This window comes from Pseudomonas sp. Marseille-Q5115, assembly GCF_916618905.1.
In the GTDB taxonomy this organism is placed as follows: Bacteria; Pseudomonadota; Gammaproteobacteria; order Pseudomonadales; family Pseudomonadaceae; genus Aquipseudomonas; species Aquipseudomonas japonica_A.
The window spans coordinates 381863-397431 of the sequence record NZ_CAKAKI010000001.1; the positions used below are offsets into that span (position 1 = coordinate 381863).

16 protein-coding genes are annotated in these 15569 nt (G+C 64.0%); 8 read left to right on the plus strand and 8 right to left on the minus strand.

What is annotated here, in order from left to right; genetic code table 11:
- Positions 1–5 precede the first annotated feature (5 nt).
- From LG385_RS01810 to LG385_RS01820, 3 genes are all read right to left on the minus strand, one after another.
- Positions 6–2057 carry a putative bifunctional diguanylate cyclase/phosphodiesterase gene (locus LG385_RS01810; RefSeq protein WP_181115300.1) on the minus strand — a complete coding sequence of 684 codons (2052 nt, stop codon included), beginning with the start codon at positions 2055–2057 and terminating at the stop codon, positions 6–8.
- A gap of 288 nt (positions 2058–2345) precedes the next feature.
- Entirely contained in the window at positions 2346–2942 is a 597-nt protein-coding gene (locus tag LG385_RS01815) for a superoxide dismutase (RefSeq protein ID WP_181119485.1), read from the minus strand.
- Positions 2943–3112: 170 nt separating this feature from the next.
- A complete protein-coding gene (locus LG385_RS01820; RefSeq protein WP_225771948.1) occupies positions 3113–3709 on the minus strand; it encodes a LysE/ArgO family amino acid transporter in 597 nt (198 codons plus the stop codon).
- A gap of 88 nt (positions 3710–3797) precedes the next feature.
- On the opposite strand from LG385_RS01820, the gene LG385_RS01825 reads away from it, so the two are divergent.
- From LG385_RS01825 to LG385_RS01835, 3 genes are all read left to right on the plus strand, one after another.
- The gene (locus LG385_RS01825; RefSeq protein WP_225771949.1) at positions 3798–4718 is read left to right on the plus strand and encodes a LysR family transcriptional regulator ArgP; all 921 of its coding nucleotides are present in this window, start codon (positions 3798–3800) and stop codon (positions 4716–4718) included.
- 10 nt (positions 4719–4728) lie between these two features.
- Positions 4729–5733, plus strand: coding sequence for an NAD-dependent epimerase/dehydratase family protein (locus LG385_RS01830; protein ID WP_225771951.1), 1005 nt, complete (start codon positions 4729–4731; stop codon positions 5731–5733).
- 75 nt (positions 5734–5808) lie between these two features.
- Positions 5809–6657 carry an ATPase gene (locus LG385_RS01835; protein ID WP_225771953.1) on the plus strand — a complete coding sequence of 283 codons (849 nt, stop codon included), beginning with the start codon at positions 5809–5811 and terminating at the stop codon, positions 6655–6657.
- 27 nt (positions 6658–6684) lie between these two features.
- Here LG385_RS01835 and LG385_RS01840 read toward each other — a convergent pair whose 3' ends face one another.
- Genes LG385_RS01840 through LG385_RS01850 form a run of 3 tightly spaced genes read right to left on the minus strand, consistent with a single transcriptional unit; the run spans position 6685 to position 9230 of the window.
- Complete coding sequence (locus tag LG385_RS01840; RefSeq protein WP_181119489.1) at positions 6685–7734, minus strand: alkene reductase; 1050 nt, start codon at positions 7732–7734, stop codon at positions 6685–6687.
- Positions 7735–7747: 13 nt separating this feature from the next.
- A complete protein-coding gene (locus LG385_RS01845; protein WP_181115286.1) occupies positions 7748–8914 on the minus strand; it encodes an MFS transporter in 1167 nt (388 codons plus the stop codon).
- A gap of 13 nt (positions 8915–8927) precedes the next feature.
- Positions 8928–9230 carry an ArsR/SmtB family transcription factor gene (locus LG385_RS01850; protein ID WP_181115284.1) on the minus strand — a complete coding sequence of 101 codons (303 nt, stop codon included), beginning with the start codon at positions 9228–9230 and terminating at the stop codon, positions 8928–8930.
- 142 nt (positions 9231–9372) lie between these two features.
- Between LG385_RS01850 and LG385_RS01855 the strand changes: the two genes are divergently transcribed.
- Positions 9373–9996 carry an ACP phosphodiesterase gene (locus tag LG385_RS01855; protein ID WP_225771956.1) on the plus strand — a complete coding sequence of 208 codons (624 nt, stop codon included), beginning with the start codon at positions 9373–9375 and terminating at the stop codon, positions 9994–9996.
- Here the strand turns inward: LG385_RS01855 and LG385_RS01860 are convergent.
- Together LG385_RS01860 and LG385_RS01865 are read right to left on the minus strand one after the other, a co-directional pair.
- Positions 9951–10712: a lysophospholipid acyltransferase family protein gene (locus LG385_RS01860; RefSeq protein ID WP_225771958.1), complete on the minus strand. Its 762-nt coding sequence runs from the start codon at positions 10710–10712 to the stop codon at positions 9951–9953. The two genes, LG385_RS01855 and LG385_RS01860, sit on opposite strands and share 46 nt — an antisense overlap.
- Complete coding sequence (locus LG385_RS01865; RefSeq protein WP_225771960.1) at positions 10709–11461, minus strand: GNAT family N-acetyltransferase; 753 nt, start codon at positions 11459–11461, stop codon at positions 10709–10711. The genes LG385_RS01860 and LG385_RS01865 overlap by 4 nt, the downstream gene beginning before the upstream one ends.
- Positions 11462–11597: 136 nt before the next feature.
- On the opposite strand from LG385_RS01865, the gene LG385_RS01870 reads away from it, so the two are divergent.
- The 4 genes from LG385_RS01870 to LG385_RS01885 all read left to right on the plus strand — a co-directional run bounded on the left by LG385_RS01870 (position 11598) and on the right by LG385_RS01885 (position 15530).
- On the plus strand, positions 11598–12479 hold the full coding sequence (locus tag LG385_RS01870) for an acyl-CoA dehydrogenase (protein WP_225771963.1): 882 nt from the start codon (positions 11598–11600) through the stop codon (positions 12477–12479).
- A 176-nt stretch (positions 12480–12655) separates the two neighbouring features.
- The gene (locus LG385_RS01875) at positions 12656–13813 is read left to right on the plus strand and encodes a phospholipase D-like domain-containing protein (protein WP_225771965.1); all 1158 of its coding nucleotides are present in this window, start codon (positions 12656–12658) and stop codon (positions 13811–13813) included.
- 60 nt (positions 13814–13873) lie between these two features.
- Positions 13874–14455, plus strand: a complete 582-nt coding sequence (locus tag LG385_RS01880; protein WP_225771966.1) for a DJ-1/PfpI family protein — start codon at positions 13874–13876, stop codon at positions 14453–14455.
- Positions 14456–14603: 148 nt separating this feature from the next.
- Entirely contained in the window at positions 14604–15530 is a 927-nt protein-coding gene (locus tag LG385_RS01885; protein ID WP_225771968.1) for a LysR family transcriptional regulator, read from the plus strand.
- The last annotated feature ends 39 nt before the right edge of the window (positions 15531–15569 follow it).

The window sequence follows — 15569 nt, forward strand, 5'->3', positions numbered from 1 at the left end:
CACCATCAGGAATGGATTACCCGCCCACGCTCGGCCTGCTTGAGGAACGTCAGCAGGTCGCGGGCCGGCAAGGGCCGTGAGTAGTAATAGCCTTGGCCTTCGTGGCATCCCTCGGCAATGATGTAGGCCTCCTGTTCTGCCGTTTCTACGCCTTCGGCGATCACCTGCATGCCCAGGCTCTTGCCCAGCTGAATCACGGCGCGAACGATGGTCGCGTCATCTTCGTCTTCCAGCAGGTCTTTCACGAAGCTCTTGTCGATCTTGATCTTGTCCAGGGGAAGCGAGCGCAGATAGCCCAGGGACGAGTACCCGGTACCGAAGTCGTCAATGGCGATCAAGGCGCCGGACTGGCGCAAGCTCAGCAAGTGCTGGGCGGCCGTGCTGATGTCTTCCATCAGGCCAGTTTCGGTGACTTCCAGCTCGAGGCTGCGCGGTGGCAAGCGGTACATCTGCAAGATGTTGCTCACCACCCGAGGCAGTTCGCTGTGGTGCAACTGTACCGTGGACAGGTTTACCGCCATACGCAAATGGGTGAAGCCTTGGTCATGCCATTCCCGTAGCTGCGCGCAGGCCTGGTCGAGTACCCATTCTCCGATCGAAACGATAGTGCCGTTCTGCTCCGCCAGGGGGATGAACTGATCCGGCGGGATAAACCCGAATTCCGGGTGCTGCCAGCGCAACAGTGCCTCCACGCCCACGATACGATGGTCGCGATAGCTGATCTGGGGTTGATACACCAGGAACAGCTGGTTGTGTGCCAAGGCTTCGCGCAGGGCTTTTTCCAGCTCACGCCGGCGGCGCATCTCGCTGTCCACGCTGGCGACATAAAACTGATAGCGGTTGCGTGACCGGGTCTTGGCCAGTGTCATGGTTTGCTCGGCCTTTTGCAGCAGCTTCTCGGTGCTGTCGCCGTCTTCGGGGAAGAGGGTGATGCCAATAGTGGCGCGCAGGCGGATCTCGCGGGCATCCAGGGCAAAGGGCGCGGCGAGGTCGTCAAGGATGTGCTGGGCCAGCTCCGCCGCCTTGTAGGGCTCCTCGATGTTGGCCTGCACCAGAGCGAACTGGTCACCACCCAGGCGGGCGAGGGCGCCGAGGCGACCGCTGTGGGCCCGAAGCCTGTCGGCGGTGGCCAACAGCAACTGGTCGCCTGCCTGATAGCTGTACTGCTCGTTCACGCCCTTGAAGTCATCCAGGCCCACGCAGATGACCGCCACGCGCCGCTGCATGCGGGCCGCGTCGGTCAGGATCTGGTCCAGTTGCTGCTGCAGTTGCAGCCGGTTGGGCAGGCCTGTGAGGAAGTCGTACTGGGACATGCGCAACAAACTGTCCTCGGCCTCACGCCGTAGCGTGGTATTGCGCTCGATGGACGTGAGCAGCTCGTTCGCGGTGCGCACCCACAAGCCCAGCTCATTCTTTTCATGGCCCTTGGGAAGTGGCAGCTGATGCTGGCCGGGCCGGTCCGGCGTGATCTCGCTCAGGTGTTCCAGCATGCGCGACAGTGGCTTGGTGAGCAGCCAGTGATACACCAGGTACAGCACCAGCCCCATGAGCATGGCGCGCAGCACCCCGGAGACGAACAGCACCCAGGAGTTGCGCACGAACTCTTCACCGTAGGTGGCGGTATCCAGCGTGATATTCAGGTCGCCGTAGTACTCGTTGTAAGGCGGGCGGCCGATCAGCCGAATGCTGAAGGTGCGCTCCTTCTCCAATACAGGGTCGGTGAGCCAGCGGGTAGCGGTGTTCGCCAGCGGGCGCTCGCGCTCGGCAAGCATTTCCTCGCCAGGGTGGCCAATGGAGGCGGCGCGCACGGCCGGGTCCTGGAACAGCCCTTCGATCACCTGCAGGGCCATTTCCTTGTCCAGGCTATAGACGGCCTGGGTGGACGGGTCCTGGAACATCTCGAGGATGCGCTCGGCATCGCGGGCGATCGTGTGTCGGGTCTTGTAGCCGTCGAGAATGATTTGCCCACAGCTGAGCACCACGCCCACCACCAGCGTGGAGAGCAGCACAATCCTCAGCAATCTCAGCGACAAGCTGTGCTTGAGTTCCACCTTCAAAGGAAAATTCCTTGTTCCGAGCACGCGGTAACCGGTTGCCCGAGTATTGGCAAACCCTTAATGACCGTCAAAGGGTTCGAGCAGATTCATGGCACAAGCAGGCCATCGGCTCGAAAAAAATATGCATCGCCTTTATATCGGGGTTGGCGCAGAGAACTTGAATCGGGCTGCCGAGCGGCAAGGAGGGCGCCGGGCCGGTTGGCCCGTTTCCCACAGGATGGATGTGCCCCGTGGGAGCCGGACGGAGCTGCGGGTGCAGCTCGCGGAGTAGCGTTACAGCAAAGCGGGTCAGGCCTTGAAGGCGCTGCCTTCGAACTGCTGGGCCACGAAGTCCCAGTTCACGACATTCCAGAACGCTTCGACGTACTTGGGACGTACGTTGCGGTAGTCGATGTAGTAGGCATGTTCCCACACGTCGCAGGTGAGCAGCGGGGTGTCACCGTTGGTGATAGGGTTGCCAGCGCCGATGGTGCTGGCCAGGGCCAGGGAACCGTCAGCCTTCTTTACCAGCCAGCCCCAGCCGGAGCCGAAGGTGCCGATCGAAGTTTTGCTGAACTCTTCCTTGAACTTCTCGAAGGAACCGAAGGCCTGAGTGATGGCTTCGGCCAGCTTGCCGGTAGGCTCGCCGCCACCGTTGGGCGACAGGCAGTTCCAGTAGAAGGTGTGGTTCCAGACCTGCGCGGCATTGTTGAAGATGCCACCGGAAGACGACTTGACGATCTCTTCGAGGGTTTTGCCTTCGAATTCGGTGCCCGGGATCAGGTTGTTCAGGTTCACGACGTAGGTGTTGTGGTGCTTGTCGTGGTGGAATTCCAGGGTTTCCTTGGAAATGTGCGGCTGCAGGGCATCGTGTGCGTAGGGCAGCGGCGGCAGTTCAAAAGCCATGTGATTCTCCTAATCAGGTCTGGTGCATTATGCGCAAGGCCGATCACGGGCGGCCGTGGCTGCGCCCGCAGGGCGGGCACAAGCCCGGGATCATAGCACCGGGGGCCAGGCTTAACCACGCGGCAACTGTGTGGAATAGACGCTGCGCGCCGGGATAAGCGCAACGGCACTCAGCCCAGAATCAACTGCCTGGCCACGGTGAACATCATCAAGGCCACGGCAAGGTCCAGCACCCTCCATGTGGCGGGGCGCGCCAGCCATGGCGCCAGCCAGGCAGCCCCCAGCGCCAGCGTGAAAAACCACACCGCCGAGGCACTCGCGGCGCCGGCCACATACGCGCCGGGCACTGTCTGGCGGGCACCGAAGCTACCAATAAGCAGCACGGTGTCGAGGTAGACATGGGGGTTGAGCAAGGTCACCGCCAACGCGCTGAGCAGCACTGCCTGGCGCGACCGTGGCGCTTGCCCTTCGGCTGACAATGCCTGCCGGGAAAAGGCCCGGCGCAGTGCGCTGCAGCCATACCACAGCAGGAAAGCCGCGCCTCCCCAGCGCGCGATGCCCAGCAGGGTCGGGCTTTGCGCGAGCAGCGTCGCCAGCCCGAACACGCCCGCGGCCACCAACACCACATCGCACAGTACACACAGCGCCGCTACCGGAAGATGGTGTTCGCGGCGCAGACTCTGGGCCAGCACGAACGCGTTTTGCGCGCCGATGGCCATGATCAGCCCAATGGCAATGAGCAGCCCGTTCAGATAGCTCTGCAGCATGTTGTTCTCCCCTGGAAATACGTGACAGTGTCGCGCTCATGGGGCTATAAGAAAAACAGATCCTGCTCATGGGGCATTAGGAAAACTGATGTTTGACTACAAATTGCTTGTGGCGTTGGCGACAGTGATCGAGCAGGGCGGGTTCGAACGAGCGGCCCAAGCGCTTGGGCTGTCACAGTCGGCGGTGTCCCAGCGCGTGAAGCTGCTCGAAGCTCGCCTCGGGCAACCTGTACTGGTGCGCGAATCCCCTCCCAACCCTACGCCGGTTGGCCGCCAATTGCTCAACCATGTGCAGCAGGTGCGTTTGCTGGAGCGCGACCTGCAGGAGGTGGTCCCCAGCCTGGATGAAAGCCGGGCTCCCGAAAGGCTGCGTGTGGCAATCAACGCCGATAGCCTGGCCACCTGGTGGCCCGCCGCGGTTGCCAGCTTTTGTCAGCAGCGCCAGGTACTGCTCGACCTGGTGGTGGAAGATCAGGACGTAGGCCTGCGCCGCATGCGCGCGGGCGACGTGGCGGCCTGCTTGTGTGGTGAGCCGCGGCCAGTGGCCGGCGCGCGCAGCGAACCGCTCGGGGCCATGCGTTATCGCGCGGTGGCCAGCCAGGCATTTATCGACCGCCACTTCCCCACGGGCTTTACCACGGCCGCACTGGCGCGGGTGCCGGCGCTGGTGTTTGGGCCAGACGATTTGCTGCAACACCGGTTCATGGCATCGCTGGGGCTGGGCGGGGGCTTCGCTCACCATCTGGTGCCGTCCTCCGAAGGCTTTGTACGCATGGCCGAAGCGGGCCTGGGCTGGGGGCTGGTGCCGGAACAACAGGTTCGCGAGCAGTTGGCCAAGGGATCACTCCATCAGTTGCTACCCGGGCACGTGAGCGATGTTCCGCTGTATTGGCACCACTGGCGCAGCGGCGGCAAGCTGTTGAGCGATCTTGGCGCGGAGCTGGTAAAACAGGCGGCCCGTGCCTTGGTGCCTTTGTCGAACGTCCGCAATGGCATTGGCGATAAGTAGTGGGAGGCACATGAACATACTGGTCACTGGCGCAACGGGGTTCATCGGCGCCAGCTTCGTGCGCTACGCCTTGGGGCAAGGGCTGGCGGTGCGTGCCACGGGCCGGCGCGTGGAGCGCCTGGCGGGGCTGGAGCGTCTGGGCGCCGAAGCGGTGGAAGGCGACCTGACTGACCCGGATTTCGCCCGCCGTGTATGCCGTGGCGTGGATGCCGTGGTGCATTGCGCCGGCCGCGGTGGCCACTGGGGGCGCCTGGCGGACTTCCAGCTGGCAAACCTTGGCACCACCGAGAACGTGGTCGAGGCCTGTATCAAGGAACAGGTGCGCCGGCTGGTGTACCTGTCCAGCGCCCAGGTGTATGAGCGGCCGCGCGGCGCACAGCCGGTGCGTGAGGACCAACTTGCCCCGCGCAAGCGCACGTTGCAGGCGCAAACGCGCTTCCGTGCAGAGCAGCGGGTGTTCGGCGCAGAGGAGTTCGGGTTGCAGGTGTTGGCGTTGCGTCCGGCGCCTGTGCTAGGCGAGGGCGAGCCCACGGTGTGGCCCGGCCTGCTCCGCTTATGCGCGCGCAACCGTTTGAAAATCCTGGGCAACGGCCTGAGCAAAGTGGATTTCACTACTCAAGCCAACCTGGACCACGCCTTGCTGTGCGCGCTTTACGCCGATGACGACGCCCTGGGCCGGGTATACAACATCGCCAATGGCGCGCCGGTGCCGTTCTGGGACGTGCTCAACTACGCCCTGCGACAGCTGCAATTGACGCCCTTGCGTACGTATCAAGGCGTGGCCTCGGCTGCTTTTACAGCTGGGCTTTCGGCGTTCGCCCGAGTGTATTGGCCCGGCCAGCCGCGACCGTCGCTGCTGTCGGCGGACATCGCGTGGATGACCGAAGATTTCATCCTCGATATCAACCGCGCGCGGCACTATCTGGGCTACCAGCCTCAGGCTTCGGTATGGGCCGGCATGGATGCGTTGAGCCACGGATGGCGTGCCCAGGATACCTCCGGCAAGTACCGCTGAGGCCATGGGTGCCGCCGCTTCGCAATGGTAGACTCGCACCCCTTCATTCCCCTGAACCGCTCCGGAACGCTTGCCATGCGCAAAGACGCTGCTGACGATTTTGACAACCTGCCAAGCCTCAGGGCCAATGACCTGGATGATGACGAGCCGCTGCGCGAGAATCACCACGGTGCTCGGCACGAGCCGGTGTATTCGCGCACCACGCCAGTGGTCACGGTCAAGGCGCCTGGGCTGGGCGGATTATGGGCGTTGGTGGCGGCACTGGTGATCGCGCTGGCGGGCCTGGGCTGGTGGAGCTTCCAGCAGATATCGCTCATGGAGCAGCAACTGGTGGCCACTCAGGACAGCTTTGCCAAGGTCAGCGAAGAGGCCGCCGGACGGTTACAAGCGATCAGCGGCAAGGTAGCGGATGGCGAGAGCAGCGTGACCAGCGATACCGAAGCGTTGAAGCTGCAGGTACGCCAGTTGCAGGCGCGGCTGGACGACCAGGGGCGCCAGCAGCAGGGCGTGGCGGGGCAGCAGGGTGCTACCGACAAGCGCGTGGAGCAGCTGAACACTCAGCTCACTGCCCAACTGGCTACCGCTGAACAGCTACAGAATCAGCTGAAGGCGTTGAATGGCGACCTGGCCACGCTCAAAGGGGCGCAAGCCGCGCAAGCGGCGGTGGATGCGCAACTCAAGGCACTGAGTAACGACGTGGCGGCGCTGAAGAAGCAAGGCGACCTCAATGGCCGCCTCGAACGCCTGGAGCAGGAATTGATCGTGCTCAAGAGCGAGCAGGATAACCGCCCGGCCGCTCAAGCCAACAATGGCCCTACCAACACTGAGTTCGATGCGTTCCGCGGTCAGACCACCCGCAACATCAACGGGCTGCAGGCGCAGATCCAGAACCTTCAGCAACAGCTCGACCGCAAGGCGCCCTGACCGCCAGGGCGCAACGGCTGGCCGGTATTACAACCGTGGGTAATCGAGGTAACCCACCGCGCCTTCGGCATAGAAGGTTTCGGGGTGCGCTTCATTGAGCGGCGCGTCGGCGGCCAGGCGCGCCGGCAGGTCCGGGTTGGCGATGAAGGGCACGCCAAAGGCAACGGCGTCGGCATCACCCCGGGCGATGGCGGCGTTGGCGCTGGCTTTGGTAAAGCGCTCGTTGGCGATGTACACGCCGCCGAAGGCTTTCTTCAGTTGCGGGCCCAGGCTGTCGTCCGCTTCCTTCTCCCGGGCGCAGATGAACGCAATCCCTCGCTTGCCCAACTCGCTGGCCACATAGGTGAAGGTCTCGGCCCGGTTGGCGTCGCCCATGTCGTGGGAATCGGCACGCGGTGCCAGGTGTACACCCACCCGCCCCGCGCCCCACACGCTGATCGCGGCGTCGGTGACTTCCAGCAACAAGCGTGCGCGATTTTCCAGCGAGCCGCCGTACTGGTCGGTGCGCTGGTTGGTGCTGCTTTGCAGGAACTGGTCCAGCAAGTAACCATTGGCGCCGTGAATCTCCACGCCATCGAAGCCGGCTTTCTTCGCGTTCTCGGCGCCTTGGCGATACGCCTCCACGATGCCGGCGATCTCGGCGGTTTCAAGCGCGCGGGGCGTTGGGAACTCAGTGATCGGGCGCACCAGGCTCACATGGCCTTTGGGCTGGATGGCGCTGGGTGCAACGGGTAGCTCGCCGTCCAGGTAGCTGGGGTGTGAAATACGGCCTACGTGCCACAGCTGCAGGGAGATGCGGCCACCGGCGGCGTGCACCGCCTTGGTGATGTTGGCCCAGCCCGCAACCTGCTCGTCGCTCCAGATGCCTGGGGTGTTGGGGTAGCCCACGCCCATCGGGGTCACGGACGTGGCTTCGGAAAGGATCAGGCCGGCGCTGGCGCGCTGTACGTAGTACTCGGCCATCAAGGCATTGGGCACGCGGCCAGCGCTCGCGCGGCAACGGGTCAGCGGCGCCATCACGATGCGGTTAGGCAGTTCCAGGTCGCCGATGCGGATAGGGTCGAAAAGCGTAGTCATCGAATAGCCTCTTTCAGTTAGTAGCGGGGGCAAGGTCAGCCTTGCCGCCCCGGGAGAAGGTAATCAGGGTGATAACCAGCGCCACGCCGGCCAGGGCGGCTGCGGCGAGTGGTACACGGGTGAGGCCCAGGCCGTGGCCGATCACCGCGCCACCCACCCAGGCGCCGAGCGCGTTGCCGATGTTGAAGGCGCTGATGTTCAGCGTGGACACAAGGTTAGGCGCGGCCTTGCCGAAGCTGACCACGTTCACCTGCAGCGCTGGCACCGCAGCGAAGGCGGCCATTGCCCAGATGAACAGCGTTACTTCGGTGGGTATCAGTGCCGCGCTGGTCCAGGCCAGTGCGGTGCACACCAGCGCCATGGCGATAAAGGCCCCGGCGAGCGTGCCGGCCAGTTGGCGATCGGCCAGCTTGCCGCCCACGATATTGCCCAGGGTCAGCCCAAGGCCGATCAGCAGCAGGGTGAAGGTAATGCCACGGTCTGAAACCCCCGTAACCTCACCCAGCAAGGGCGCGATGTAGGTGAACAGGGCAAACATGGAGGCGGAGAACATCACCGTCATGCTCAGCGATAGCCAGATCCCCGCGCCCTTGAGGCCGGCGAGTTCGGCAGCCATGTGCAGCTTTTGTTCGTCGTGGCGGTTCGGCAAGTAGCGCAACAGGCCGATGAAGGCCACTACGCCAATGAGCGTGACGCCCCAGAACGTGGCCCGCCAGCCAGCGGCCTGGCCAAGCGCAGTACCGAGCGGCACACCTAATACGTTAGCCAGCGTGAGGCCGGTGAACATCAGCGCCACCGCCGAGGCCCGCTTGTTCGGCGCCACCAGGTTGGCGGCGACCACAGAGCCGATACCGAAGAATGCCCCGTGGCACAAGGCGGTCACTACCCGGGCGAACATCAGCACGTTGTAATCGGCCGCCACCGCGCACAACAGGTTGCCCACGATAAACACGCCCATCAGCACCACCAGCGCCAGCTTGCGCGGCAGGTGGGCCGTGGCCATGGCCATGAACGGCGCGCCCAGCGCCACGCCCAAGGCATAGCCGGTGACGAGCCATCCGGCGCCGGGGATGGAAACGCCAAGGTCCTGCGCCACATTGGGCAACAGCCCCATGATCACGAACTCGGTGGTGCCGATGGCGAACGAGCTCAGCGCCAGGATTAACAGGGAAAGCGGCATTGGAGGTGTCCTTTCAGAGCTGATTGCTCAATTGCTCGAGAAACAGCCGCAACTGTTCTTCGTTTCGTTGGAAGTAGTGCCACTGGCCGACCTTGCGGCTGGTAACCAGGCCGGCCCGCTGCAAGGTCGCCAGGTGCGCCGACACCGTGGACTGCGACAAGCCGCAGCGCTGGTCGATCTGCCCCGCGCACACGCCGTAGTCATGGTTGTGGTTCTGGTCGGGAAACTCGCCTTTGGGGTCTTTGAGCCAATGCAGGATGTCGCGCCGCACGGGGTGGGACAGGGCTTTTATTATGTCGTCGAGGTCGAGAGGCATGCTGGCGGTGCTCGAGTGAGATAACGGTATATCGCGATAGGCCGAAATATATATCGGTGTATCGCGATATACAAATATCTTCTGGCGATGGCCATGCAACGCCGGGGTATATGCCCCGTGGCGTGAGTGCTACGCTGGCCTCATGAACTTCCTGGCACACCTTCACCTCGGCGGCCCTTCACCGCAGCAAATGCTCGGCAGCCTCTATGGCGATTTCGTCAAAGGGCCGCTGGACGGCCGCTTCCCACCGCAACTGGAAGCGGGCATTCGCTTGCACCGGGCAATCGACCGCTACACCGACAGCCACCCGCTGGTGCTGGCCGCGTTGGCGCGTTTTCCTCGTGAACGGCGCCGCTATGCAGGGATCATCCTCGACGTATTTTTCGATCACTGCCTGGCGCTCCACTGGGAGCACTACCACCCGCAGCCGTTGCCCGAGTTCACCGGCCGTGTGTACAGCGTGTTGCGCCGCACGCCCGACCTTCCCGGCAGGCTGGCAGCCATCGCGCCCTCGATGATCGAGCATGACTGGCTGGGCTCCTACCAAGAGTTCGAGGTGCTGGGGCGGGTGCTGCAGGGTATCTCGCGGCGCTTGTCCCGGCCGGAGGGCTTGCTGGGTGCGCTTCCCGAACTGCGCGAGCTGTATCCGGCCCTGCTGGACGATTTCCGGGCGTTTTATCCGCAGCTACAAGTGTTCGCCGAACAGTGGAGCGGCGCGCCTCATGCCGCCTCGCTGACCGCAGCAGGGGAAGGGCACAGTACCTGATCGATCGCCTGGCGGGCAGCGCGTGCCAGGCTTGAGCGGTCATGGCCCTGGCTGTCGAGTGGCGCAAGCAGGTGGATTTCCACTACCGCCGCTGGCCGGCCAAGCAGGCGCTTGAGGTGACCCCACAGGTCGTCGTCGCCAATGAATGCCGCCGAAGGGTCGATGGCACCGTCTCGCAGGTATCTCACGGCCACAGGTTGTATGCCTGTTTGTGCTTCGATGGCGGCGCCCAATAGCCGGCCGTGGAAGGTGGCAGTGCCCCTGCCGTCGGTGGTAGTGCCCTCGGGAAATACCGCCAGTGAACCCCCGCGCCGCAGGTGCCGGGCCATCGTGGCCCGCAATTGCCCGCTTTCCCCGCCGCCCCTGCGAATGAACAGCGTACCGCCACGCGTTGCCAACCAGCCCATCAACGGCCAGCGGCGTACATCCGCCTTGGATACAAAGGTCAGTGGCGCGAGCTGGCCCAGCACCACTACGTCGGCCCAGGACACATGGTTGCTCACCCACAGCATCGGTTTCGTGGGTGGCGCGCCGATCACGCGGTAGCGATACGGCAACGCCCTGGCCATGCCGGCCAGCACCCGTTGCGCCCATCGTGCTCGCAGCTGTCTGGCCCCGGGGATCCTCAGGCCTTCCAGCAACGCCAGCGCTAGCGCCAGGCCGATACCTAGCAATAGCGCGGGCGACAGGCGCGCCAATCCCACGGCCAGCCTCATACCGCTGCCTTGAAATGACGCGCGTAGCGGGGGCACAGATGGTCGCGCTGCAGCAAAATGAACAAGTCCGCCGTTTGAAAATGCTCGTCCCAACACGCTTCGCCGCAGATTTTTGCGCCTAGCCGCAGGTAGGCCTTGAGCAGGGGCGGTAGCTCGGCGATCACGTTTGCAGGTAGCTCCAGGGCAGGCAATGGCCTGCGGGGTTCGGCGCGCAGGTTCTGGTTACATAGGTGGCCTTCCCGGATTCTCCGCATCACTGCTTCGGCTTGTACACCACCGTCGCGCATGGATACGCTGGCGCAACCCATCAGGTAGCGGTAGCCGCCGCGGTTGAGCACTTCGGCCAGTTCGCTCCACAGCACGGCGATAGTTCCGCCGTTGCGGTAACCCGGGGCCACGCAGGTACGACCAACTTCGAGGATGGGCCCTTGCAATGCCTGTAGCCCATGAAGGCAGAACTCATCCTCGCTATAGAAACCACCCAGGCGGCCAGCGGCTTCATGGTCCAGCAGGCGCGTGGTGGCGACCAATTCGCCGGTGCTCAGGTCGCGCACGCCGATATGCTGGCAGTCGCTGTCGTAGCTGTCCTGGTCCAGCTGATGCTCGGCGCCCGTCATCCGAGCATCGAAGGTTTCGCTGAACACCCGGTAGCGCAAGGCTTGCGCTTCCTGAACAGCAGGCCCGAACAAATGTTCGGCTTGCAGGCGGCGTGGAAGGTGGCGCGGGCCCGTGGGTACGGTCTGGGTCATGGCGTTCTCCAAGGCATTGCCGGGGTTGCGAGCAAGGGGCTTTGTTCGGCAAGCTCAGCCTAGGCAGCGACGGTGTCAGCACCGTTACGCTTCGATGATGCTCAGATGACCACCAGGCAAACCGGAGGCGCGGCGCATGGGATGGCTTAGGGTGATGCAACAACGCGAGCCTTTTGCTCCGGACGAAAGCCTGACGGAATTGTGGGCTGAAGCGGTGCGCCGCTGGCCGGGTGCTTCGCCCTTCGACCTGGCGGTGTTCGCCGCGCGCGCCGTGCCTTTGCCTGGCCTGGCCTTCGCCATGGGGTATCAGGCCGCGCTGCGTGTGTTGTGGCCGAGCGCGCCGGCGGGGCTGGGCGCGATCTGTGTGACCGAAAATCGCAGCATTCGTCCTTCAGACCTGGCAACCCGGGTGCAGGGAACACGGCTTTCCGGGCGCAAGGATTTCGTGACCGCGGGCGACCAGGCCGAATGGTTGATGGTGGCCGCCCGCTGCGAAAGCTTGGGCCAGCCGCCTCGGTTATCCATGACCGTGGTGTACCCGGGCGAGCCTGGGGTTCGGCTCGAAGCGCTACCGTCAGCGCCGATCATGCCCGAGACCGGCCACGCCCGCGCATGGTTCGAGCATGCGCTGTGCGCGTTGTTACCCGGCGATGGCTGGGACGATTACGTCAAGCCATTCCGCAGCGTGGAAGACCTCTACATCCTGGCGGCACTGGTGTCCTGGCTGCTGGGGATCGCCATCGAAGACCCGTGGCCGCAAACCCTCCAGTTGCGCCTGCTTGCCGTACTTGGCGGTTGCGCCGAAGCCGCTCGGCAACCACCACTGGCTCCGGCGACACATCTGTTGCTGGCTGGCTTGTTCGCTCACTTCGAGGCCCTGGCGCCCGAAGTTGAGCACGCCTTCGACATTTCGCCCCGCGCGCTTGGGCCGGTGTGGCGCCGTGATCGGGCCTTGTTCGAGCTCGCGCGCGGGGCAAGGGAAAAGCGCCTGGCGCGTGCGTTGGCGGTATTAGGGTAGGGCGCTCGAAACGGCTCGCCGGGGTTAGGCGCACAAACCCAGCCTGGGCAACAGGCGCCGCCCTGTAGGAAAATTCCTTCCACGCAGTTAATGTGAGCCGGTCTTTCCTGTGGGCGCCTTACATGTTCAATGGTGTGTGCGTGCAATCCCTTCCTTCCGGCTGGGCAGCCTGAGCCATGGCTGGGCCGATATTCCCCTGGCGTAATCACAACCGTTTCGAGCTGCTGATCGACGGGCCTTCGTTCTTCCCGCGCATGCTGGCTGCTATCGGTGATGCCCGCGAGCAGGTGGACCTTGAGCTGTACCTGGTGGAGGCCGGCCGCTGCGCGGATGCGGTGGTGGCCGCATTGGTAGCGGCCGCCGAGCGTGGCGTGCGGGTGCGGTGCCTGTTCGATGGCTACGGCAGCCTCGCCTTTGGCGCGCCGTCGCGTGACCAGTTGCAAGCGGCCGGCGTGGAGCTGCGGCTGTACAACCCAGTGTCGTGGCGGCGCGGCGGGCGTAACCTGTTCCGTGATCACCGCAAGCTGTTGGTGGTCGATCAGGCGCTGGCAGTGGTGGGCGGCACTGGCGTTACCGACCAGTTCTGGCAGCCGGATGAAAGCCAAAGCGAATGGCACGAGGTGATGGTGGAGATGCATGGCCCGGTTGTGACGGACTGGCAAATGCTCTTCGACCGCCAGTGGCGCGCCAATTTGCGGCGCAGCGCCTGGCGCCCGGCTACACACTTCGGGCTACCGCGCTTGCCTCGCATGCCACCCAGCGGCGAGGGGCTGGCCCGGGTTGCTTACTGCGATGCGCGCCAGCACCGGGACATTCTGCGTTCGCTGGTGCGGGCCATCCACGCAGGCCAGCAGCGTATCTGGCTGGCAACGCCGTATTTTCTGCCAACGTTCAGCGTGCGGCGGTCACTGCGCCGCGCTGCCCAGCGCGGTATCGACGTACGCCTGCTGCTCACCGGCCCTCGCACCGATCACCCCTCGGTGCGCTACGCCGGGCATCGCTACTATCCGCGCCTGCTTCGCGCCGGGGTGAAAATCTACGAGTACCAGCCGTGCTTCCTTCACCTGAAGATGGTGATCGTGGACGACTGGGTGAGCGTTGGCTCGTGCAACTTCGATCATTGGAACCTGCGCTTCAATCTCGAAGCCAACCTCGAAGCGTTGGACCCTACATTTACCACGGCGGTGGCATCAAGTTTTCAGACAGACTTCGCCAATAGCCGTGAAATCACGCTGGAGCAATGGAAGGCGCGACCGCTCTGGCGCAGGGCTCAGCAGCGGCTATGGGGCTGGCTTGACCGCATCGTGGCCAACCTGCTGGACAGCCGCGACTGAGCATCCGCGGCAGTAGCGGCTAGCCTTGAGGGACCGTTGATCCCTCAAGGAACCCCGCTCATGGCCCAGAAACAGATTCTTATGCTGGTAGGCGATTTCGTCGAAGATTACGAAGTGATGGTGCCGTTCCAGGCGCTCACAATGGTGGGGCATCAGGTAGACGCCGTCTGCCCGGACAAGCAAACCGGCGACAAGATCAAAACCGCTATCCACGACTTCGAAGGCGACCAGACCTACAGCGAAAAACCCGGCCACGGCTTCACCCTGAATGCCAGCTTCGACACCGTGCATCCCGATCTATACGACGCGTTGGTGGTCCCCGGCGGCCGCGCCCCGGAATACCTGCGCCTGAACGAACAAGTATTGGCATTGGTGCGCAGCTTCGCCAATGCCAACAAACCCATCGCTGCCATCTGCCACGGCGCGCAGTTGCTCGCTGCGGCGGACGTGCTCAAGGGCCGTACCTGCAGCGCCTACCCCGCCTGCGCGCCGGAGGTGAGGCTGGCCGGCGGCCAATACGCTGACATCGACGTCGCCAGCGCCCATGTGGACGGCAACCTCGTCACCGCCCCCGCCTGGCCCGCGCACCCGGCATGGCTGGCTGAGTTCCTGAAGGTGCTAGGGACGAAGATTGAGTTGTAAGGGGGTTGGTGATTACGATGGCGCGCGGCCAATACTCCTTGCAGCTTGCAGCTTGCAGCTTGCAGCTTGCAGCTTGCAGCTTGCAGCTTGCAGCTTGCAGCTTGAAATCCGCTATGCTCGCTAGCCCCATTGCCTGGAACTGCGCCCGATGCGCCTGCGTCGCCTGGACCTGAACCTGCTGATTGCCCTCGAAGCACTGCTCACCGAGTGCAACGTGAGCCGCGCGGCCGAGCGTTTGCATTTGGGGCAGTCGGCTACCAGTGCGGCGTTGGGGCGGTTGCGTGAGCATTTCGATGACCCGTTGCTGGTGCAGGTTGGGCGTCGGCTGGAGCCCACTGCCAAGGCCTTGGCCCTTTTGCCCAAGGTGCAACAAACCCTCGCCTTGGCGCGGGAGCTGGTGGAGGGGCCTGCGGCATTCGACCCCGCCACCTGCGAGCGTACGTTCACTGTGGCGGCGTCGGACTATGTAATCGCGGTGCTGATGCCGCTGCTGGCGCGCGTGCTGGCCGAGAAGGCACCGAAGGCTCGGCTCAGCCTGCGGGACCTGCCGGTGCCGCGCGAGCAGGATGTGGTGAGCGAAGCGCTGGAGTATCGCCGCTGCGACCTGGTGGTGGTGCCGGAGCGGCGCTGCAATGCAGGCTTTGCGCAGTCGACGCTGCTGGAAGACCAATGGTGCTGCGTGGCCTGGAAAGGGGCGCAGGCTTACCGCGGCGGGATCGGGCTCGATCAATACCGCAACGCCGAACATGTGGTACGAGCGTTTGCCGATGGCCGCAGCCTGGGCATGGACGCCATGCACCTGAACGAGATCGGGCTGGCGCGCAATGTTGCCATTCGTGTGGAGAGCTTTGGGCTGATACCGGAATTCATTGTCGGCACTGAGCGTATTGCTACGCTGTTCCGCCGGCATGCCGAACAAATGGCCCAGCGCTACCCCCTTGCCCTGTGGCCGGCGCCGGTGGACTTCCCCCAGGCGGTACAGGTAATGCAGTGGCACCCCTACCAAGACAGCGACCCCGCGCTGGCATGGCTGCGGGGGGAGCTGTTGGGGATTGTGGCGTCTCTATCAAAATAGACACCCTTATTCGCGAGCTTCGCCTTCGGCTCGCCGGAC